20 protein-coding genes are annotated in these 20948 nt (G+C 65.9%); 8 read left to right on the forward strand and 12 right to left on the reverse strand.

Going from position 1 to position 20948, the window contains the following annotated elements; genetic code table 11:
- Window positions 1–139: 139 nt before the first annotated feature.
- The 3 genes from ftsX to ftsY are packed head-to-tail and all read right to left on the reverse strand — an operon-like array spanning window position 140 to window position 3176.
- Window positions 140–1114, reverse strand: a complete 975-nt coding sequence (ftsX, locus tag H1D44_RS04570) for a permease-like cell division protein FtsX (protein WP_181513673.1) — start codon at window positions 1112–1114, stop codon at window positions 140–142.
- Window positions 1111–1779: a cell division ATP-binding protein FtsE gene (ftsE, locus tag H1D44_RS04575; RefSeq protein ID WP_181513674.1), complete on the reverse strand. Its 669-nt coding sequence runs from the start codon at window positions 1777–1779 to the stop codon at window positions 1111–1113. Before ftsE ends, ftsX begins: the two co-directional genes overlap by 4 nt.
- A complete protein-coding gene (gene ftsY / locus H1D44_RS04580) occupies window positions 1776–3176 on the reverse strand; it encodes a signal recognition particle-docking protein FtsY (RefSeq protein ID WP_181513675.1) in 1401 nt (466 codons plus the stop codon). Before ftsY ends, ftsE begins: the two co-directional genes overlap by 4 nt.
- A 90-nt stretch (window positions 3177–3266) precedes the next feature.
- Here ftsY and rsmD point away from each other — a divergent pair, with 90 nt between their 5' ends.
- Window positions 3267–3899, forward strand: coding sequence for a 16S rRNA (guanine(966)-N(2))-methyltransferase RsmD (gene rsmD / locus H1D44_RS04585; protein WP_181513676.1), 633 nt, complete (start codon window positions 3267–3269; stop codon window positions 3897–3899).
- A 115-nt stretch (window positions 3900–4014) separates the two neighbouring features.
- Window positions 4015–4212, forward strand: a complete 198-nt coding sequence (locus tag H1D44_RS04590) for a cell division protein ZapB (RefSeq protein ID WP_181513677.1) — start codon at window positions 4015–4017, stop codon at window positions 4210–4212.
- 22 nt (window positions 4213–4234) lie between these two features.
- On the opposite strand, the gene rimI is transcribed toward H1D44_RS04590, so the two are convergent.
- The 8 genes from rimI to H1D44_RS04630 all read right to left on the reverse strand — a co-directional run bounded on the left by rimI (window position 4235) and on the right by H1D44_RS04630 (window position 11017).
- On the reverse strand, window positions 4235–4696 hold the full coding sequence (rimI, locus tag H1D44_RS04595; RefSeq protein ID WP_181513678.1) for a ribosomal protein S18-alanine N-acetyltransferase: 462 nt from the start codon (window positions 4694–4696) through the stop codon (window positions 4235–4237).
- On the reverse strand, window positions 4689–5495 hold the full coding sequence (locus H1D44_RS04600) for a hypothetical protein (RefSeq protein WP_181513679.1): 807 nt from the start codon (window positions 5493–5495) through the stop codon (window positions 4689–4691). The genes rimI and H1D44_RS04600 overlap by 8 nt, the downstream gene beginning before the upstream one ends.
- Window positions 5492–5800: a BolA family protein gene (locus H1D44_RS04605; protein ID WP_181513680.1), complete on the reverse strand. Its 309-nt coding sequence runs from the start codon at window positions 5798–5800 to the stop codon at window positions 5492–5494. The genes H1D44_RS04600 and H1D44_RS04605 overlap by 4 nt, the downstream gene beginning before the upstream one ends.
- Before the next feature lie 28 nt (window positions 5801–5828).
- Window positions 5829–7262 (reverse strand): MFS transporter, encoded by a 1434-nt coding sequence (locus H1D44_RS04610; protein WP_181513681.1) that lies wholly within the window; start codon window positions 7260–7262, stop codon window positions 5829–5831.
- Between the two features lie 75 nt (window positions 7263–7337).
- Window positions 7338–7724, reverse strand: coding sequence for a hypothetical protein (locus H1D44_RS04615; RefSeq protein WP_181513682.1), 387 nt, complete (start codon window positions 7722–7724; stop codon window positions 7338–7340).
- Between the two features lie 358 nt (window positions 7725–8082).
- Window positions 8083–9633 carry a lysine--tRNA ligase gene (lysS, locus tag H1D44_RS04620; RefSeq protein WP_181513683.1) on the reverse strand — a complete coding sequence of 517 codons (1551 nt, stop codon included), beginning with the start codon at window positions 9631–9633 and terminating at the stop codon, window positions 8083–8085.
- 156 nt (window positions 9634–9789) lie between these two features.
- Window positions 9790–10888 (reverse strand): peptide chain release factor 2 gene (gene prfB / locus H1D44_RS04625; protein WP_181513684.1). Its coding sequence is split into 2 segments (ribosomal slippage): window positions 9790–10812 and window positions 10814–10888, totalling 1098 coding nucleotides; the frame shifts between segments, so codons are not numbered across the junction.
- Window positions 10811–11017 (reverse strand): hypothetical protein, encoded by a 207-nt coding sequence (locus H1D44_RS04630; protein WP_181513766.1) that lies wholly within the window; start codon window positions 11015–11017, stop codon window positions 10811–10813. Before H1D44_RS04630 ends, prfB begins: the two co-directional genes overlap by 78 nt.
- A 128-nt stretch (window positions 11018–11145) precedes the next feature.
- Here H1D44_RS04630 and H1D44_RS04635 point away from each other — a divergent pair, with 128 nt between their 5' ends.
- The 4 genes from H1D44_RS04635 to H1D44_RS04650 are packed head-to-tail and all read left to right on the forward strand — an operon-like array spanning window position 11146 to window position 16217.
- A complete protein-coding gene (locus tag H1D44_RS04635; RefSeq protein WP_181513685.1) occupies window positions 11146–12732 on the forward strand; it encodes a peptide ABC transporter substrate-binding protein in 1587 nt (528 codons plus the stop codon).
- A gap of 50 nt (window positions 12733–12782) precedes the next feature.
- Window positions 12783–13709 (forward strand): oligopeptide ABC transporter permease OppB, encoded by a 927-nt coding sequence (oppB, locus tag H1D44_RS04640; protein ID WP_181513686.1) that lies wholly within the window; start codon window positions 12783–12785, stop codon window positions 13707–13709.
- Window positions 13699–14595: an ABC transporter permease gene (locus tag H1D44_RS04645; protein WP_181513687.1), complete on the forward strand. Its 897-nt coding sequence runs from the start codon at window positions 13699–13701 to the stop codon at window positions 14593–14595. The genes oppB and H1D44_RS04645 overlap by 11 nt, the downstream gene beginning before the upstream one ends.
- 11 nt (window positions 14596–14606) lie before the next feature.
- Window positions 14607–16217, forward strand: coding sequence for an ABC transporter ATP-binding protein (locus H1D44_RS04650; protein ID WP_181513688.1), 1611 nt, complete (start codon window positions 14607–14609; stop codon window positions 16215–16217).
- Between the two features lie 85 nt (window positions 16218–16302).
- Here the strand turns inward: H1D44_RS04650 and H1D44_RS04655 are convergent, their stop codons facing one another.
- Window positions 16303–17631, reverse strand: coding sequence for an OmpP1/FadL family transporter (locus tag H1D44_RS04655; protein ID WP_181513689.1), 1329 nt, complete (start codon window positions 17629–17631; stop codon window positions 16303–16305).
- Window positions 17632–17913: 282 nt separating this feature from the next.
- Between H1D44_RS04655 and H1D44_RS04660 the strand changes: the two genes are divergently transcribed.
- Together H1D44_RS04660 and H1D44_RS04665 are read left to right on the forward strand one after the other, a co-directional pair.
- Window positions 17914–18360, forward strand: coding sequence for a MerR family transcriptional regulator (locus H1D44_RS04660; RefSeq protein WP_181513690.1), 447 nt, complete (start codon window positions 17914–17916; stop codon window positions 18358–18360).
- Window positions 18357–20921: a heavy metal translocating P-type ATPase gene (locus H1D44_RS04665; RefSeq protein WP_181513691.1), complete on the forward strand. Its 2565-nt coding sequence runs from the start codon at window positions 18357–18359 to the stop codon at window positions 20919–20921. Before H1D44_RS04660 ends, H1D44_RS04665 begins: the two co-directional genes overlap by 4 nt.
- The last annotated feature ends 27 nt before the right edge of the window (window positions 20922–20948 follow it).

Here is a 20948-nt window from a genome sequence, read left to right on the forward strand (position 1 = left end):
TGCAGGTTGTCTCCTTGAAAACCTAATATAAGTTCCAACCGCCTGGTTAGACGAACAATAGCCAAAAATGTTCCGTGGCTGGCGATAGCGTGGCAGACGCCTTGCCGGCATGCCAGCGCAGCGGCCGAACCTCCGCGCCTTATCGTGGCCGAACCTCCGCGAGGTGGCGGCTCACCGCGATCCAGGCACCCAGCCAGCCCAATAGTGTACTGCACAGAAGCAGCGTTGCCGAGCCCTCCGGGCCCAGGCTGGGCAGCGTATAGGTGGCGCCGTAGCTGGCCGCCAGCGCACTGACCGGCATTGCCAGCCACTGGTTGCCGAGCCCCAGCAGCCCCCAGGCAAGCAGGCCACCGCCGAGGCCGTACCAAGCGCCGCTATAAAGGAAGGGACGGCGTACGAAGCCGTGGGTCGCCCCAATCAGCATCACCACCTCGATCTCCTGGCGGCGGCTTTCCACCGCCAGGCGGATGGTATTGCCCACCACCAGCAGCACACCCAGCCCGAACAGCACCCCCAGCGCCAGCGCCAGGCGGCTGCCGAGCTCGGCCAGGTTCCTCAACCGCTCGAGCCAGGCCAGGTCGAGGCGCACCTCGTCGACGCCGCTCAACGCCTCGAGCTCGCTCGCCAACTCCCGCACCGCCTCGGGCGCCGGGTCGATCGGCACCACCACGATGCTGGCCGGCAGGGGATTGTCCTCGAGCCGGCCCAGGGCGTCAGCCAGGCCCAGGGCCTGCTGGAACTCGGCCATGCCCTCGGCGGCAGTGATCAGCCGGGTACGAACGATACCTTCGTGGGCAGCCACCGCCTCATCGATGCGCTCGGCCTGGGCGTCGTCGACGTGATGCTCCAGGTAGACGGTGAGCGTGGCGCTCTCCTCGAGCTCGGCATCCAGCAGGCGGGCGCTGTCCAGGGCCAGCCACAGCGCCGCCGGAAGCACCAGGGCGATGGCAATGGCCAGCATGGTGAGCAGGCTGCCGACAGGCGCGCGCAGCAGCCTTCGGGCGCTGTCGAGGCACATCGCACGATGATGCCTCAGCCAGCCGCGAACGCGGCTCGATGAGCGAGTGCGCTGGCTGCGGGCGCCACGCGGCGACGCGGAAGGCTGGCGGCTCATGCGGCGTCCTCGTCGCCCACCAGGCGCCCATCGCGCAGGCGCAGCACGCGATGACGCAGGCGCGCGATCAGCGCCAGGTCGTGGCTGGCGATCATCACCGTGGTGCCGATGCGATTGAAGTCCTCGAACAGCGCCATGATGTCGGCCGAGAGCTGCGGGTCGAGGTTGCCGGTGGGCTCGTCGGCCAGCAGCAGCGACGGCTTGTTGACCACCGCCCGGGCGATGCCCACGCGCTGCTGCTCACCGCCGGAAAGCTCGATCGGCAGCGCCTTCTCGCGATGCAGCAGGCCGACCTTGTCCAGCGCCGCCCGCACCCGGCGTGCCGCCTCGCGGGGATCGAAGCCGCGTATCTCCAGCGGCAGCGCCACGTTGTGAAAGATCGAGCGGTCGTGCAGCAGCTGATGATCCTGGAACACCACGCCGATCTGGCGCCGGTAGAACGGCACCTGGCTGGGGTGCAGGCGACCGATATCGTGCCCGGCGACCAGCACTCGCCCACGGGTCGGCCGCTCGAGCAGCATGATCAGGCGCAGCAGCGAACTCTTCCCCGCGCCGGAATGACCGGTCAGGAAGACCATTTCGCCGCGCTGAACGCGGAAGTCGATGTTGGCCAACGCTTCGAAGCGCCCGCCATAGCGCTTGCCCACATGCTCGAAGAGGATCATGACGTGGCGTCGCTACCCTCCTCGCCCTGATCGAACAGCGCGTCGACGAAGTCGCGGGCCTCGAACGGGCGCAGGTCGTCCAGCCCCTCGCCTACGCCGATGAAGCGAATCGGCGTGCCGAGCTGCTTGGCCAGGGCGAAGATGATGCCGCCCTTGGCGGTACCGTCGAGCTTGGTCAGGGTAATGCCGGTGACCGGCACCGCCTCGTTGAAAGTGCTGGCCTGGGACAGCGCGTTCTGTCCGGTGCCGGCATCGAGCACCAGCATCACCTCGTGGGGTGCCGTGTCGTCGAGCTTGCCCATCACCCGGTGCACCTTCTTGAGCTCCTCCATCAGGTGCGCCTTGTTGTGCAGGCGCCCGGCGGTGTCTGCGATCAGCACGTCGACCTTGCGCGCCTTGGCCGCCGCCACGGCGTCGTAGACCACCGAGGCGCTGTCGGCGCCGGTATGCTGGGCGATGACCGGCACGTCGTTGCGCTCGCCCCATACCTTGAGCTGCTCGACCGCAGCGGCACGGAAGGTATCGCCGGCGGCGAGCATCACGCTGCGCCCTTCACGCTGGAAGCGCTGGGCCAGCTTGCCGATGGTGGTGGTCTTGCCCACGCCGTTGACGCCCACCACCAGGATCACGAAGGGACCTGCACCCTTGGCCGGCAGGGCCAGCGGCTTGGACACGGCATCGAGCATCACTGCCAGCTCATCCTGCAGCGCGCGGTAGAGTGCCTGAGGCTCCTTGAGCTCCTTGCGCGAGACGCGCTCGGTGAGGCGGTCGATGATCTCGGTGGTGGCCTCGATGCCCACGTCGGCCATCAGCAGCTGGGTCTCGAGATCCTCGATCAGCTCGTCGTCGATCTGCTTCTTGCCCAGGAAAAGCCCGGCGACACCCTCGGCCAGGTTGGCGCGGGTCTTGCCCAGGCCCGAACGGATGCGCGCAAACCAGCCCTTCTTCTCGGCGACGGGTTTCTCCTGTAGCGGCGCACGCTCGGGTTCGGGCGCGGGTTCCGGATCGGGCGCCGGAGGCTCAGCCTCGGCTGGCCCAGACGCGGTCTCGGGCGCAAGCGCCTCCTCGCGGAGCGCGGCGTTCTCCTCTTCCTGGCCTAACGTCTCCACCGCCTCGGTCTGTTCGCGCGTCTCGTCGGCAGCGGGGCCGGCCATGGCCCGCTCCTCGGGGGCAGGGGCGTCGACGACATCCGGTTCGGCGGGGGCCGCTTCGGGGCCGGTTCGCTCCTCGTCGACAGGTCCCTCCTCAAACGGCGCAGGCGACTCGTCCCGCTCCTCGCTCGCCCGCTCTTCTTCGGACGGCGCTTCGGACTGCTCTTCGGGCTGGGTCGGCTGCTGATCTTTCAGCTCGTCCTGCTGCTGTTCCTGCTGCTTCTTGCGCTTGAAAAAACCGAACATGGGGGAATTCAGCCTCACGGGTGAATGATCGCTACATCCTAACACCGCGCATCATGACTGTGGACAAGACGGCGGGTACAATTCGCGCCCATGACACGTCGCCGCTCCTCTCCCCGTTCCCGCCCCCGTCCCGGTGCTCGCTCGCCCAAGGGCAGCGGCCGCCTGCGCATCATCGGCGGCGAGTATCGCCGCCGGCTGCTGCCGGTACTCGACAGCCCCGGCCTTCGTCCCACGCCCGACCGGGTGCGTGAGACCCTGTTCAACTGGCTGGCCGCCGCCACCCCCGGCGCCCGCGTGCTGGACCTGTTCGCCGGCACCGGTGCGCTGGGCCTGGAGGCGCTCTCGAGAGGCGCTGCCAGGGCGCTGTTCGTCGAGCGCGATCCCAAGGTCGCCGGGGCGCTGGAGGACAACCTGCACACCCTCGGTGCCGCCGACCGGGGCCAGGTCCTGACCGGCGACGTCCTCGCCCACCTCGCCGCCGGCCCGACCGGAGATTCCGCCTTCACGCTCGTCTTTCTCGACCCGCCCTTTCGCCAGGGCCTGGCGACACCCTGCTGCAAGCGCCTGGAACAGGGCTGGCTGGCGCCGGAGGCCTGGATCTATGTAGAAACCGAGACGGAGCTCGAGGTGAGCGTCCCAGACCGCTGGTCGCTGCACCGGGAAGTGCGTGCCGGCGACAGCACCGGCAGGCTCTACCGCCGCCTGCCACCGGGCATCGATTAAACCGGCGTCGCCGTTCGGCTACGCTTGCCGAGCCGAGGTTCTCGGCGGTACGCTGCGCAACGGAGTCATCGCGGGCAGGGCCCGCTATCGCAGCATGTCATCTCAGGAGAATACGATGAGCACCGATCTCTTCAACCGGCTCGAGCAGAAAGTGGCCAGTGCCGTCGAGGCCCTGGAGTTGCTGAAAATGGAGGCGGAGGAGCTGCGCGAGGAAAACAGCCGGCTGAAGCAGGAGCGCGAAGAGTGGGAGCGCCGCCTCACCGCCCTGCTGGGCAAGTTCGACGAAGTCGAGACAGAAAAAGCCGAGCCCTGACCGAGCTGCCCTCGAGGCTCTGTCACAGAGGGCGCGACATCAGGATGGCATCCTCTCTTGTCGCGTCGGTCGCCCCGGGATGCGGCGGGTAGTAGCCTCGCCGCCGTCCGTCCTCGCCGAACCCCGCCTTGCGGTAAAGGCCGATGGCCACAGCATTGCCCGCCCTCACTTCGAGCAGCAGCCGTTCGCTGCCCCAGCGCCGGCCCTGCTCGATGACCTCCTGAAGCAAGCGACCTCCCAGGCCATGCCGACGCATGCCAGGCGTCACCAGCATGGCCTGCAGCTCGGCCTCGAAGGGCAGCCTGGCAACCACCGCATGACCGATCAGTTCGCCCTCGATCGCTGCGCCCAGCACGCAGGCGGCTTCGTCTTCGAGTGCCGCGGCGAGCTGATCACGCGACCAGGGCTTCGCCTGTTGCCGCTCGAGTGCCTCCAGTCGCTGCAGATCCACGCGTTCCAGGACACGCAGGACGGGTTCAATCATCGGCCTCGGTGGCCTCCGACCAGACCCGCTGCCATTCGAGCAGGCTCGGCCACAGCTCACGCTTGGCCTGCGCGCTGCGCGCCAGCTCGGCCAGGCCTGGCCCCTGCCACCCGACTAGCCCCTGGAGCTCGAAATGTCCCTGCTGCAAATCGAGCAGGCGCTCGAGGTCGGCATCCCGGCCGAAAATCAGGATTCTCTCGGGTGCCCAGCCGCGGCGACGCGTGCCTTCGATGAAGGCGTGCAGGCCCTGGCGCGCCTCGTCCAGCGGTGCCTCGACGGGCAGGTTCTCCATGGGTGGCCAACGAAACGTTTCGAAGACCAGGGGGGACGGAATCGGGATACCGCCTGCCTGCAGCAGGTTGGACAGCAACTGTCCCTGGCTGGCGTCCGGCGCCGCTTCCCCCGGCACGATGACCAGCCAACGCCCTGCCAGACTGCCGACCTGAAGGGTAAAGCGCAGCGGCTCCTGGACCTGGCGCGGCAGTTCCTCCACCACCTCGCTGTCGGCTACCGGAGCTGCCTCGTCGTTGGCGGGCTCGATACCCAGCAGCTGCCTAGCCCTCCTGGCCGGCACCGCACGCGGCGGCTCCGCTGCCGGTTTTGGGGGCTGCTGGGCTGCCTCTTCGGCCTCGTCGAGCAGCGCATGCAGGCGCTCGGCCGGCGGCGCGGGCGCCTCCCGCTCGGGCAGCTGCCACTCGCACGCCTCGCTCGGTCGCGCATGAGGCAGCTGGTAGCGCGCCACCCAGGCGGTCAATCCCATTGCCTCCAGGTACTGCAGGCGCTGCGGCTCGGTCGTCACGCGCCGGCGCCACGACAGTCGGGAGAATCGGGACGAGCCTCGCCGCGGCTCTGCCATTCACTGGGGGTGTAGAGGTGCAGCGCCAGAGCGTGCACCGGCCCAGCCAGCTCATCGGCCAGCAGCGCATAGAGGCGCTGGTGGCGCTTTACCGGCATCAGTCCCTGGAAGTGCTCGGAGACTACCGTGACCTTGAAGTGGGTCTCGGAATTGGCAGGCACCGCGTGCCGATGGCTCTCGTTCTCCACCGCCAGGTAGGAGGGCTCGAGGGCCTGCAGTTTCTCTTCGATGGCGGCCTGAATGCTCATGAGGGCTCCTCGGTCATGCGTGGAGAGTTCATTGTACTCGCTTGGGCGGCGACTGCACCCGGGATGGCGCCTCGCCGACACTCGCCTTGCGCGCGGCGCCGGACACACGGATTCGCGCCAGGCTGAAGCCAAGCGCCAGCAGGCAGGCCAGACAGCCGACCCACAGGGTGATCTGCACCGGGGCATTGGCGGCCATGAAGGCTCCTACCAGCGCCACGCCCAGCGACTGGCCCACGGTGCGCGTGGTACTCAGCACGCCCGAGGCGCTGGTGCTGAGCTCACGCGGCGCGCTGGTCATCATCTCGCGGTTGTTGGGCGGCTGGAACAGTCCGAAGCCGATACCGCAGAGGGCCGTTCGCCACAGGCTGTCGAGGATGCCGGCATCTTCAGGCAGCAGCGCCAGCGAGGCGAGCCCCAGCATCAGCAATACCAGCCCCAAGCTGGCCATGATGCTGGGGTTGGTGCGATCGGCTAGGCGCCCGGCGATGGGCCCCACCAGCATGATGGCAAGCGGCCAGGGGGTGAACAGCCAGGCCGTGTGCAGCGGCGAGAAGCCCATCTCCTGCTGGTAGAGAAACGACAGCGCGACGAAGGCGAGCCCTTGGCCGACGAAGGCCAGGCCCGAGGCGGACACTGCCAGGCGAAAGCGGCTGACCTGGAACAGCCGAGGCGGCAACAGCGGGTGGCTGGCCCGGCGCTGGCGGCGCAGGAACAAGTAGCCGGTCACGAGGCTCAGCGCTAACCAGGCCAGGGCCTGCCACAGCGGCGCCCCGTGTGCCACGGTGTCCATGGCCAGGAAGAAACTGCCCAGCATGATCACCGAGCCCAGCGCACCGCGGCCGTCGAAGCCCCCGCGTCGCCCCTTCTCGCGCGGCATGGCGCGCCAGGCCAGCCACAGCGAGACCAGGCCCAGCGGCAGATGCAGGGCGAACAGCCAGGGCCAGCTCGCCACCGACAGCACCAGCCCGCCCACCGCCGGCCCGGCGGCATAGCCGCCCGCCACCACCAGCGCCGAGAGGCCCAGGGCACTGCCCAACAGCCGGGTGGGGAAGATCGAGCGGTAGAGCGACGGACCGATGGAGAGCGTGGCCGCCGCTCCCAGCCCCTGCAGGGCGCGAAACACCAGCAGCCACTCCAGGCTGCGCGACAGCGCCGCGCCCAGCGAGGCGAACACGAACAGCGCCAGGCCCGCCACGTAGAGACGCCGGCGGCTGATCATCTCGCTGAAGGAGGCGCACACCAGCAGGAAGGCGGCGCAGACGATCTGGTAGAGATTGGTGACCCATACCGCCCGGGCGGCAGACACATCGAGGTCGCGCGCAATGGAGGGCAGCGCGATATTGACCATGGTGACGTCCACCACGGCCATCAGGGTACCGAGAATCAGCGCCAGTACCGCCAGGCGCCGCTCGGGTCCCGGCAAGCCGTCGTCGCCGGGCCGAGTCGAAAAGAGTCGGCTCATTCTATTCCATCATCAGGTGTCGTAACGAGAAAACCGGCCGCAGCCGGTTTTCTCGTGATGCTTCAGAAAAGGCGGTTAATCCTGGTCGGTTTCCAGCAGTAGGGTATCGTCGACCTCGGAGATCTCCAGCGCGGTCTCGTCGTCCAGGTCGATGGCCAGATAGCTGTGCTCGACCTGCAGGAAGCGCTGGAACAGGACCCAGTCCAGAGCCTCGGGCCACTGCCGCTCATCCTCTTCCCAGGCGCGCAGCTCGGTCTCGAGGATCTCGAGATAGCGCTCGCGCACGAAGGCCTCCAGGGCCTCCGGGGTGTCCATCTCGGGAATCAGATAGACCGTGCTTTCACGTTCGACGTCGGCCAGGGTGAGGTCGTCCTCCCCCATGGTGGGCTCCAGCGCATTGATCCATTCCACGAAGTGCCGGGTCGGCCTGACGCTCAGGGCGGAGCGGTTGAGCAGTTTCATCACGGTCTCCTCGACGTCGAAACGGTGATCATTATGGGCGCTAGCGCCGCCGCTTACCAATACTTCCGCCTTTTCACTCAGTCGGCTACAAGGCGCCGAGCGAGTGATTGCAGGTCGTGCGTGAGCGAACCTCATTTTTCATGGGTGAGGAGTTCGCTCCGAACGGGCTGGCCATGGATGGCCAGCCCTGGCCCTGCACGCGAAGCAGGATGCGAAAGCGTAGCAGGAAAATTGGAGCGCCCAGGGAAGGGTTTACAGCGTAGTTCGCGATGCACGACGTGCAATCGCCCCGCCAAGGCCGGAAAAGCGAGTCAAGCCTCGGCCAGGCAAGCAGACGCCTGGCCGAAGCGCAGCCCCTTCACTCCACCTCGGGGCGCATGGCCGGGAACAGCAACACATCTCGAATTGAAGCGCTGTCGGTGAACAGCATCACCAGGCGGTCGATGCCGATGCCTTCGCCGGCGGTGGGCGGCATGCCGTACTCCAGCGCGCGCACGTAGTCGGCGTCGTAGTACATCGCCTCGAGGTCGCCGGCCTCCTTCTCCGCCGCCTGGGCGCGGAAGCGTTCGGCCTGGTCCTCGGCGTCGTTGAGCTCCGAGAAGCCGTTGGCGATCTCGCGCCCGCCGACGAAGAACTCGAAGCGCTCGGTGACGAACGGGTTGCTGTCGTTACGCCGCGCCAGCGGACTCACCTCGGTGGGGTAGTCGGTGATGAAGGTCGGATCCTTCAGGCGGTGCTCGACGGTCTTCTCGAAGATCTCGATCTGGATCTTGCCCAGGCCCCAGCCATCCTTGACATCGATGTCCAGCCGCTCGGCGATCTGCCGCGCGGCGGCCTCGTCGGACAGCGCCTCGGCGTGGATGTCGGGGTTGTACTCGAGAATCGAGTCGAACACGCTGATACGCTTGAGCGGCTTGCCGAAGTCGTACTCGTAGGTCTCGAGTACCTCGCCCTCGGCGTTGCGCACGGTATTGACCACGGTGGTGGTGCCCAGCACCTGCCGGCAGATGCCGCGCAGCATCTCCTCGGTGAGATCCATCAGGTCATGATGGTTGGCGTGGGCCTGGTAGAACTCGACCATGGTGAACTCGGGGTTGTGCCGGGTCGACAGCCCCTCGTTGCGGAAGTTGCGGTTGATCTCGAAGACCTTCTCGAAACCGCCCACCACCAGGCGCTTGAGGTAGAGTTCGGGCGCGATGCGCAGGTACATGTCGATGTCCAGCGCATTGTGGTGGGTGATGAAGGGGCGCGCGGTGGCACCGCCGGGAATCGGCTGCAGCATGGGGGTTTCCACCTCCATGAAGCCGCGCTCCTCGAAGAAGCGGCGCATGGCGCTGATCACTCCGGCACGGGTCTCGAACACCTTGCGCGAGTCGGGGTTCATGATCAGGTCGACGTAGCGCTGGCGGTAGCGCGCTTCCAGGTCGGTCAGGCCGTGGAACTTGTCCGGCAGCGGGCGCAGGCTCTTGGTCAGCAGCCTGGCCTCCTGCATCATCACGTAGAGATCGCCCTTGCCCGACTTGTGCACCGGCCCCCGCGCCGCCACGATGTCGCCGATGTCCCAGCTCTTGATGTCCTCGAGCACCGCTTCCGGCAGCCCCTTCTTGTCGACATAGAGCTGGATCGTGCCGGAGGGGTCCTGGATCACCAGGAACGGCCCGCGCTTGCGCATGATGCGCCCGGCCACCGCCGCCGGGCGATCAAGCGCTTCCAGCTCGCCCTTGTCCTTCTCGCCCAGCTCGGCAATCAGGTCGGCTGCCAGGCTGTCGCGGCGAAAGTCATTGGGAAAGGCGCTGCCGCCGGTGGCGGCGGCAAGCTCGCGGCGCGCGGCCAGCTTGGCCCGGCGCTCGGCGATCAGGCGATTATCGTCGGTCTGGGGGCTGTCCGGTGAAGAGCTCTCGTTGGCCATGTCGCTACCTGTTAGCAGTCACAATATGCGGTGGTGTAAGCGCGACCAGAGCCGCGCGAGCGAAGCTGAGACAAGGCGCCCCTCAACACTCTGCCCGGGTTCGCAGGCCGAGCAGTGGAGGGGCTTCGCAGCAGCGGCGTGTGCAATGGGCGCCGGTTACAAGCCCTGCTTCAAGCTGGCTTCGATGAAGGCGTCAAGATCGCCGTCCAGCACACGGTCGCAGTTGCTGGTCTGCACGCCGGTGCGCAGGTCCTTGATGCGCTGATCGTCGAGCACGTAGGAGCGGATCTGGCTGCCCCAGCCGATGTCGGCCTTGGAGTCTTCCGCCTCCTGCTTGGCGGCATTGCGCTTCTCCATCTCGTGCTCCCACAGCTTCGCCTTGAGCTGCTTCATGGCGAAGTCGCGGTTGGCGTGCTGGCTGCGCTGGCTCTGACAGGCCACCACGATGCCGGTGGGCTCGTGGGTGATGCGCACCGCCGAGTCGGTGGTGTTGACGTGCTGGCCGCCGGCGCCGCTGGAGCGGTAGGTGTCGACGCGCAGGTCCGCCGGGTTGATCTCGACCTCGAAGCTGTCGTCGATCTCCGGCGACAGGAACACCGAGGCGAACGAAGTGTGGCGGCGGCCGCCGGAGTCGAACGGGCTCTTGCGCACCAGGCGGTGCACCCCGGTCTCGGTGCGCAGCCAGCCGAAGGCGTGGTCGCCCTGCACGTGAATCGTAGCCGACTTGATACCCGCCACCTCACCGGCGGAGAGTTCGGTAATCTCGGCCTTGAAGCCGTGATGCTCGGCCCAGCGCAGGTACATGCGCAGCAGCATGTTGGCCCAGTCCTGGGCCTCGGTGCCACCGGAGCCGGCCTGGATGTCGAGGTAGGCGTTGTTGGCGTCCATCTCGCCGGAGAACATGCGCCGGAACTCGAGCTTCGCCAGGCTCTCCTGGAGCCCGTCCAGCTCCTTCTTGACCTCCTCGACGGTCTCCTCGTCCTCCTCCATCTCGGCCAACTCGAGCAGGTCGCGACTATCCGCCAGGCCCTGGTCGAGCTCGTCGATGGTCTCGACCACCAGCTCGAGGGAGGCGCGCTCCTTGCCGAGCTTCTGGGCGTAGTCGGGGTCGTTCCAGACGTTGGGGTCTTCCAGTTCGCGGGAGACTTCTTCTAGCCGATCCTTGCGTTCGGCATAGTCAAAGATACCCCCTCAGGACGTCTGTCCGTTCGGCCAGGTCCTTGATGAGGTTGTGAATGGGGTTGGTTTCCAGCATGGGCTCGCTCGCCTGAATCGCTTGGGAATAACGACGCCGCCCGAAGGATACGAACCATGTGCGGACGGCGCGGAAAAGGCGATTATTGTAGCGAACTTGCCGCTGGGGCGCATCCTTGTCGGCTGACACTGTCATAGATCTCCTACAAACCATCGGGAGGATATCGCACAGATTCGCTATGGTTTTTTCTACTATCTTTCATGGGATCTGGCAGTGGATATGCCGCCCAATAACAAGATCCAAGGAGAAACATTCTAATGATTTCGTTCGTTCGCCTACGCCCCGCCCTGTGCACGGCAGTTATGGCAGCAGGCCTCGCCGCGCTGCCTCTCCAGGCCGACACCCTGCGTATCGCCACCATGGGCGAGCCCTCCTCCCTCGATCCACACAAGATCAGCGGGACCTGGGAGAACGATGTGGCCGGCGATCTCTTCGAGGGGCTGATCACCGAGGCCGCGAATGGCGAGAGAATTCCCGGTGTGGCCGAGTCGTGGGAGATATCCGAGGACGGCACGGTCTACATCTTCCGGCTGCGCGAAAACGCCCGCTGGTCCGACGGCGAGCCGGTCACCGCCGAGGACTTCGTCTTCGCCTTCCGGCGCATCCTCGACCCGGCCACGGCCGCAGACTACGCCTACCTGCTCTACCCAGTGAAGAACGCCGAGGTGGTCTACGGCGGCGACGCGGAGCCCGAGACCCTGGGCATCGAGGCGCTGGACAATCATACCTTGCGGATCACCCTGGAGCGCTCGACCCCCTATTTCCTCGACCAGCTATCCCACTACACCGCCTATCCGGTACCCCGGCACGTGGTGAAGGAGCACGGCGATCGCTGGTCGCGGCCGGCCAATTTGGTCTCCAACGGTCCGTTCAAGATCCAGCGCTGGCAGTCACAGACCCGCATCGAGGTAGTACGCAACGAGCACTTCCACGATGCCGACAACGTCGCGCTCGACCAGGTGATCTACTTCCCCATCGAGGAGCGCAATACCGCACTCAACCGCTTTCGTGCCGGCGAGATCGATGTCGCTCGCGACTTTCCCACCCAGCAGTATGGCTGGCTGCGCGACAACCTGCCCGAGGCTACCCACACGGCGCCTTTCCTGGGCATCTACTACTACACGCTGAATACCCGCGAAGGACACCCCACCGCCGACCCCCGTGTACGCGAGGCCCTCAGCCTGGCCGTGCGCCGCGAGGTGATCACCGACCGGATTCTGGGCACCGGAGAGGTGCCGGCCTACAGCTTCGTGCCTCCGGGTATCAGCCACTACGAACCTGCGATGCTGGAGTTTTCCGAGCTGTCACAGGATGAACGCATGGAGCGTGCCCGGGAGCTGATGAGCGAGGCTGGCTACGGCCCCGACAACCCGCTGCAACTGCGCCTGCGCTACAACACCAGCGAGGACCACCGCCAGGTGGCCATTGCCATCGGCGCCATGTGGGAGCCGCTGGGCGTTCAGGTAGACCTGTTCAACTCCGAGGTCGCCGTGCACTACACCGACCTGAGACAGGGCGACTTCGACGTCGGCCGCGCCGGCTGGATCGGCGACTACAACGATGCCCAGAACTTCCTCAGCCTGCTCGAGAGCGGCGTGGGCAACAACTACGGCGCCTACAGCAACGAGCAGTTCGATGCGCTGATGCGCGAGGCTGCCGAGACCCAGGACCTCGAACGCCGCGGCGAGATCATGGCCGAGGCCGAGCGCATCGCCCTGGCCGACAGCGCCACCCTGCCCATCTACTACTACGTGTCACGCAATCTGGTGAACCCCGCCCTGCAAGGCTGGGAGAACAACATCGAGGACATCCACCGCTCGCGCTGGGTCTCCTTCGAAGAGTGATCTCGCCATCCGCCTGACGAGGCCCCGGGCAACCGGGGCCGGGGAATGCCATGCTGATCTACGTTTCCAAGCGCCTGTTACAGGCGATTCCGACCCTGTTGATCGTCATCACGCTGTCGTTCTTCCTGATGCATCTGGCGCCGGGTGGCCCGTTCGACGGCGAGCGTCAGCTGCCGGCCGAGATCGAGGCCAACCTGCGTGCCGCCTATCATCTCGACCAGCCGGTGTGGCGACAGTATTTCATCTACCTGGGCAATCTACTGCAGGGCGACTTCGGCCCCTCTTTTCGCTACAAGGACTTCACCGTCACCGAGCTGATCGCCCAGGGCTTCCCGGTCAGCCTCGAGCTGGGCCTGTGGGCCATCGCCCTGGCCATCGCCGTGGGCCTGCCGCTGGGTATCCTGGCCGCACTGCATCGCAACTCGAGCATCGACTATCTGGTGATGGGCACCGCGCTGGCCGGGGTCGCCATTCCCAATTTCGTCATTGCACCGGTTCTGGCGCTGGTGTTCGGCGTGCTGCTGGCCTGGCTACCGGTGGGGGGCTGGAACGACGGGCATTGGCGCAACATGGTGCTGCCGGTGATAGCGCTGTCGATCCAGCAGGTGGCCTATATCGCCCGCATGAGCCGCGCCAGCATGATCGAGGTACTTGGTAGCCACTACATTCGTACGGCCCGCGCCAAGGGGCTCTCCGAACGCGAGGTGATCTGGCGCCACGCACTGCGCCCCTCCCTGCTGCCGGTGGTGTCCTACCTGGGGCCGGCCATTGCCGGCATCATCACCGGCTCGGTGGTGATCGAGCAGATCTTCGGCATTCCCGGCATCGGCCGCTATTTCGTCCAGGCCGCGCTGAATCGCGACTACACCCTGGTGATGGGCACGGTGGTGTTCTACGGCATCCTCATCGTGCTGCTCAACCTGATCGTCGACCTTCTCTATTCCGCCCTCGACCCGCAGATCCGCTATGACGACTGATACCACGACCCTTACCTCCGATACCGGCGACCTGTCGGCGGGCGACAGCCTGGGCCGCGATGCCTGGCGGCGCCTCAAGCGAAACCGTGCCGCCATGGTCAGCCTTGTGCTGCTGATCTTCATCGCCGCCGCCTGCGTAGCGGGCCCCTGGCTGACGCCCTGGGGCCTCAATGAAGTCAACTGGGACGCCTTCCGTTCACCCCCCAGCCTGGAGGACGGTCATCTGGCCGGCACCGATGCCAACGGTCGCGATCTGCTGACCCGTACGCTTTACGGCGGCCAGATTTCACTGTCGGTTGCCCTGGTAGCCACCTTCGTCTCGCTGGTGATCGGCGTGCTCTACGGCGCCGTGGCCGGCTACCTGGGCGGACGCGTGGACAACCTGATGATGCGCTTCGTCGACATCATGTATTCGCTGCCCTTCATGTTTCTGGTGATCCTGCTGATGGTGGTGTTCGGCCGCAACATCCTGCTGATCTATGCCGCCATCGGCGCGGTGGAGTGGCTGGACATGTCACGCATCGTGCGCGGCCAGACGCTGGCGCTGAAGCGCCGCGAGTTCGTCGAAGCCGCCCGCGCCCTGGGGGTCAGATCACGCACCATCGTCATGCGCCACCTGATTCCCAACACCCTGGGGCCGGTGATCGTCTACGTCACCCTCACCGTGCCCAAGGTGATCCTACTGGAGAGTTTCCTGTCGTTTCTCGGGCTAGGGGTGCAGGAGCCGATGACCAGCTGGGGCGTACTGATCAGCGAGGGCGTCGACACGATGCAGAGCGCCCCCTGGATGCTGCTGGTGCCGTCGACGTTCCTCGCCGCCACCCTGCTGTGCCTGAATTTCCTCGGTGACGGGCTGCGCGACGCCCTCGACCCCCGTACCCATTGATGGAGGCCCACATGCCCAAACCGCTGCTGGAAATCGAACGCCTTCAGGTCGACTTCGAACTGCACAATAGCCGGGTGAACGCGGTCAAGGACGTCAGTTTCACTCTCGGCGAGGGAGAGACGCTGGCTCTGGTAGGGGAGTCCGGCTCGGGCAAGTCGGTCTCCTCCACGGCCATCTTGCGCCTGCTGCCGGAGTTCGCCTCGACCCAGGGCGCCATTCACTGGCACGGCAGCCAGGGCCGGGAGGAGCTGCTAAGCGTCAGTTCCCGGCGCATGCGCCGCATTCGCGGCAACGAGATCTCGATGATCTTCCAGGAGCCGATGACCTCGCTAAACCCGCTGCAGCGCATCGGCCGTCAGGTACGCGAAGTGCTCGACAAGCACACCACGCTGCGTGGCCAGGCGGCCAGGCAGCGTGTGGTCGAGCTGTTCGAGCAGGTCGGCATCCCCGACCCGCACAGACGGGTGTCGAGCTACCCTTACGAGCTTTCCGGCGGCCAGCGCCAGCGGGTGATGATCGCCATGGCGCTGGCCTGCGAGCCGCGACTGCTGATCGCCGACGAGCCCACCACGGCGCTGGACGTGACCGTGCAGGCGCAGATCCTGAGCCTGCTCAAGAGGCTCCAGCGCCAGTACGGCATGGCCATCCTGTTTATCACACACGACCTGGGTATCGTGCGCCACTTCGCCGACCGGGTCTGCGTGATGCGTCACGGCGAGGTGGTCGAGAGTGCCACTACCCGGGAGCTGTTTGCCTCGCCCAGGCACGATTATACGCGCATGCTGATCGACGCCGAGCCCCATGGACGCAAGGCGCCGATAGCGGAAAGCGCGCCGGTGATCATGCAGGCGCGCGATCTCAAGGTTCGTTTTGCCATCAAGAAACGCCTGTTTCGCCCCACCGACTACTTCGATGCCGTGCGCGGTATCGACCTGACCATCCGCCAGGGCCAGACGGTAGGCATCGTCGGTGAATCGGGATCCGGCAAGTCGACCCTGGGTCGCGCGCTGCTCAGGCTTCTGGAGAGTTCGGGCGAGGTGCATTTCGAGGACACCGACCTGACCCACCTCGACAGCAGCACGCTGCGTCCGCTGCGCTCACGCATGCAGGTGGTGTTCCAGGACCCGTTCGGATCCCTGTCGCCACGCATGACCGTCGGTGAGATCGTCAGCGAGGGGCTGCGCGTGCATCATCCGGAGCTGACTCGCAAGCAGTGCATCGAGCGTGTTGCCGAAGCCCTTCAGGAGGTCTCGCTCGATCCCGCCATGCGCCAGCGCTACCCCCACGAGTTTTCCGGGGGCCAGCGTCAGCGCATCGCCATTGCCCGGGCGCTGGTACTCAAGCCCCGCTTCCTGCTGCTGGACGAGCCCACCTCGGCGCTGGATCGCTCCGTGCAGGCCACCGTGATCGAGCTGCTGCGCACGCTACAGCAGCGCCATGAACTGACCTATCTCTTCATCAGCCACGACCTTGCCGTGGTTCGCGCGCTGGCCGATACCGTCGTGGTCATGAAGGAGGGACGCGTCGTCGAACAGGGCGACACCGAGGCGCTCTTCCATTCGCCGCGAGAGGCCTACACCCGCGAGCTGATCCGGGCGGCCTTTCTCGACCAGGCGGCCTAGCCGTTTACTAACGAACTAGGCCCGACAGTCAATGAACTGCCGGGCCTTGAACGAACGCTTGGCCTTCACCAAGCGTTAGACCGACTCAGAAGCGGTAGGTCAGCTGAGCGCCGAAGCCGTGGGCTTCGTTCTTGTAGTCGGCGGTGTAGGTGGAAGTGATGGCGCCACCCTGATCTGTTCGTTCCTGGTCGACGTGAGTGCTACGCTCAGTCAGGTAGGAGTAGGCAAGATCCAGCGTCAGGTTATCCACCGGAGTCCAGCCGGCACCAACTGAGAAGATCCGACGATCATCAGAGGGGATCCGCGCGCTGCGGAACTCATCGCTGGTCGGCGTGAAATCCAGCGTCACACCCGCACGCAGCGCCAGCTGCGGGTTGAGCTGGTATTCGCCGCCCAGAGCATAGGCCCAGGCATTGGAGTAATCCTGCTGCTCAAGGGTAATCGGATCACCGCCCGGATCGTTCGGATCGATCACGCGAATTTCATCGAAACGGCTCCAGCGAACCCAAGAGGCGCCTGCCATGAGCTTCAGGCGATCGCTCATCTGCTGAGTGATGGAGAAATTGATCGTTTCTGGGGTCGTCAGATCAAGCTGGGCATCTCTAGCGCTGAGCTCAGTTCCAGCAGGAACCGGACCCGGCCCAAATACTCCAGGCGGCATGTCGTTGGTTGTTCTAGCCCGAAAGTCACCCGTCAGCGTGTAATCGACCTTGGAGCGATAGGTCAGGCCCAAGGTGGTTTCCGGGACAGGCTGGAAAATGACACCCAGGTTATAGCCCCAAGCATCGTCGTCGCCCTCAATTCGCGCATCCAGATCGGTTGCCGGATCCATGCTATTAGGTACTTGACGATGCAACTCCCCATCCACACGGTTATAGGTAACGCCCGCACCAACGGACCACTGATCATTGAAGCGATAGGAAACCGTCGGCTGAGCGCTCATGACTCTCAGCTCAGTGTAATTACCCAGGTTACGGCCAACGAAGCCGTCCTCGTACTCGGTCTTGGATCCGAACGGGACATAGACACCGAAGCCGAAGGCGAGCTGTTCGTTGACCGGATGGGCATAAAAGGCAAAGGGAATCAGCGTACCCGGAACAATATCTCCTTCCGCTGTTCCATCGGTGTGAACCGGCATTCCATTACGCGTAGCTGTGGCGTTGTCGATATCGGTATTAACGTTTAGATAGGTCCCACCGACGGTGATCTGGGCGCGGTCGAGGAATGACATGCCCGCCGGGTTGCCGAAGACGATGGTGGCGTCGTTGACGTTGGAGCTCCGCCCGGCATGGCCGTAGCCCTGGCCACTGACGCTCTGTTCGTTGATCTGGTAGCCGCCGGCATTGGCCTGGCTGGCAAAGGCGGCAGCGGCGATGGCAACGGCCCAGGTGATCCTGTTGAACTTGTTCTGCATGTCTCGACGTCCTCTTCCAGATGCGAGCTGGAGCTTGGTTATAGTTCCGCCCTCACAGCGGAGCGGTGCCTTACCTAACCAGTCTTCGACAAACATTCGTTCGGATCAAGGCCAAACGTTCGTTTTAATGCGATTATTTATAATACTTTAGTTGTGTTTTCGGCTAAGCCACTGAACTTTTCCATTGTGCGGCGCAACAGGCACCTCCACGAACACGCTTGACCTTTGTGTTACCCATAGGTTTTACACTGCTCTCCAGACTCTTTTCAGGAGGCGCTTCCCATGAAGGTGAGCGAATTGGCCCGGCGTGCCGACGTCACCGCCGAGACGGTGCGTCACTACACCCGCGAGGGGTTGCTGAGCCCGCGGCGCGACCCGGACAACGGTTACCAGCTCTTCGACCAGGCCGACCTGGAGCGACTGCGCTTCATCCAGCGCGCCCGCACGTTGGGCTTCAGCGTAGCGGAGATCGGCGACATCCTCTCCCATGCCGACCAGGGCGACTCGCCCTGCCCCATGGTGCGAGACCTGCTGGCCAGCCGGTTGCCGCAGATCCGTGCTCGGATTCGCGAGCTGGAAGCGCTGGCGGCGCGCATGGAGCAGGCACTCGATACCTGGGCCGAGATGCCCGACGGCACGCCAGATGGGCACAGCCTGTGCCGCCTGATCGAGAGCTTCCCCGAGGCGACACACTCCCACTGCTGCCGAGCCGGCGAGGAAAGGCAATGAACACTAACGAACTCGAGCGCAGCGTACCGGGCATGAACTGCCAAGGCTGCGTAAAACGCATGCGCGAGGCGATCCAGGCCATCGATCCCGAGGCCGAGGTCACCGGTTTTCCCGCCGAGAAGCGCTTGGTGGTGAACACCACCCTCGACGACGATCAGCTCGATGGTGCCCTGGAAGGGGCTGGCTATCCGCCCGGGGCCGTCTCCGACGATGAGCCCGACGCAGCAGCTGTCGAAGCGCCAGCCGGCGAGGCAGTGACCCGGGAAAGTGAAGCCGCTGTGACTTACCGCCTGTCGATCTCGGGCATGACCTGCGCCAGCTGCGTGAAGAGCGTGGAGCAGGCGCTGGCACGCACGCCGGGGGTGGCGACCGCTTCGGTGAACTTCGGCACCCGGGTCGCCCAAGTGCACGGTCGCGTCGATGCCGAGGCGCTGGTCGAGGCCGTTCAGGCGGCCGGCTACGATGCCGAGCCCATCGTCGACCTGCGTCAGGCCGAAGAGGCCCGGACCGCCAAGGATGCCGAAACCTATCGCCGCCGCCTGCGCGGCAGCTTCTGGTCGCTGGCGCTGGCGGTGCCGCTGATGGCCAGCATGTTCTTCTATCACCCCCACCCGGTCGGCACCGGCCGGCTCTTCTGGCTGGTGATCGGCCTGCTGACGCTGGCGGTCCTGGTCGTTCCGGGCCGGCACTTCTTCGTCAACGCCTGGAAAAACCTCAAGCATCACCAGGCCAACATGGACACCCTGATCGCCATGGGCACCGGCACCGCCTGGCTCTACTCCATGGCGGTGGTGGCCTTCGCTCCCTGGCTGCCCCATGTGGCCCACGGCATCTATTTCGAGGCCTCGGCCATGATCATCGGCCTGGTGCTGCTGGGCAATGCGCTCGAACTGCGTGCCCGCGGGCGCACCAGCGAAGCGCTCAAGCGCCTGCTCGACCTGCAGAGCCGCACGGCGCGGGTCATCCGCGACGGCGACGAGTGCGAACTGCCCATCGAGGAGGTGCGCGAGGGCGACCACATCCGCGTGCGCCCCGGCGAGCGCCTGCCGGTGGACGGCGTGGTCACCAGCGGCGCCAGCCACATCGACGAATCGATGCTCACCGGCGAGCCGCTGCCGGTGGCCAAGGGCGAAGGCAACGACGTCAGTGCTGGCACGGTGAACGGTCGCGGCGGCCTGGTCTACCGTGCCACCCGCGTGGGTGCCGACACGCGCCTGGGGCAGATCACCGAGCAGGTCGCCCTGGCCCAGAACTCGCGCCCGCCGATCGGCGAGCTGGCCGACAAGGTGTCGAGCATCTTCGTGCCCACGGTGATGATCATCGCCGTGCTCACGGCCCTTGCCTGGTTCAACTTCGGCGTCGAGCCGCGGCTGATCCACATGCTGGTCACCGCCACCACGGTGCTGATCATCGCCTGCCCCTGCGCCCTAGGGCTGGCCACGCCCATCTCCACCATGATCGGCGTGGGCAAGGCCGCCGAACACGGCGTGCTGGTAAGAAACGGCGAGGCACTGCAGACCGCCAGCCGCCTCACCACCCTGGTAGTGGACAAGACCGGTACCCTGACCGAAGGCAAGCCCCGGGTCACCGAGGCGCACGTTCTCTCGGGCGACGAGACGACGCTGCTGGGGCTGGTGGCAGCCCTGGAGCGTGGCTCGGAACATCCGCTGGCTGCCGCCCTGCTCGCCTACTCGGAGGAGCGCAGCGAGCAGGCCGGCGCCGGCAGCGTGCCGCAGATCAGCAACTTCGACAGCATCACCGGCGGCGGCGTGAAGGCCGTCGGGCCGCAGGGCGAAGCGCTGCTGCTGGGCAATGCACGATTGCTGCGCGAGGCGGGGCTCGACCTCTCCGCCGGTGACGAGCTGGCCGGCGGGCTGGAGCGCAAGGCACGCACCGTGGTCTACCTTGCCGTGGATGGCCGGCTGGCCGCGCTGTTCGGCATCAGCGACCCGCTGCGAGCCGACACCGTGGAAGCGGTCAAGCGGCTCCAGGCCGACGGTCTCAGGGTGGTGATGCTGACCGGCGACAACCAACACACCGCCGCGGCCATCGCCCGCGAGGTGGGCATCGACGACTTCCGCGCCGGGCTCTTGCCCGAGGACAAGCACGCCGAGATCGAGCGCCTGCAGCAGGCCGGGGAAGTCGTCGGCATGGTGGGCGACGGCATCAACGACGCCCCCGCCCTGGCCCGGGCCAACGTCGGCTTCGCCATCGGCCAGGGCACCGACGTGGCCATCGAGAGCGCCGGCATCACGCTGATGCGCAGCTCCTTGCACGGCATCGCCGATGCCATCGAGATCAGCCGCATCACCCTGCGCAATATCAAGCAGAACCTGGTGGGGGCCTTCGGCTACAACACCCTGTGCATCCCCATTGCCGCCGGGGTGCTCTACCCCTTCACCGGCATGCTGCTCTCGCCGATGATCGCCGGCGCGGCCATGTCGCTCTCCTCCATCACCGTGGTGAGCAACGCCAACCGCCTGCGCCTGCTCAAGACGAAGGGCGATATCCACGCCGGACGCGATGCGGCGCCGGCCGAATCGAAGGAGGTACTGTCATGAGCTGGATCGTCAACCTGACGGGGCTGG

It is taken from the genome of Billgrantia kenyensis (assembly GCF_013697085.1).
In the GTDB taxonomy this organism is placed as follows: domain Bacteria; phylum Pseudomonadota; class Gammaproteobacteria; order Pseudomonadales; family Halomonadaceae; genus Halomonas; species Halomonas kenyensis.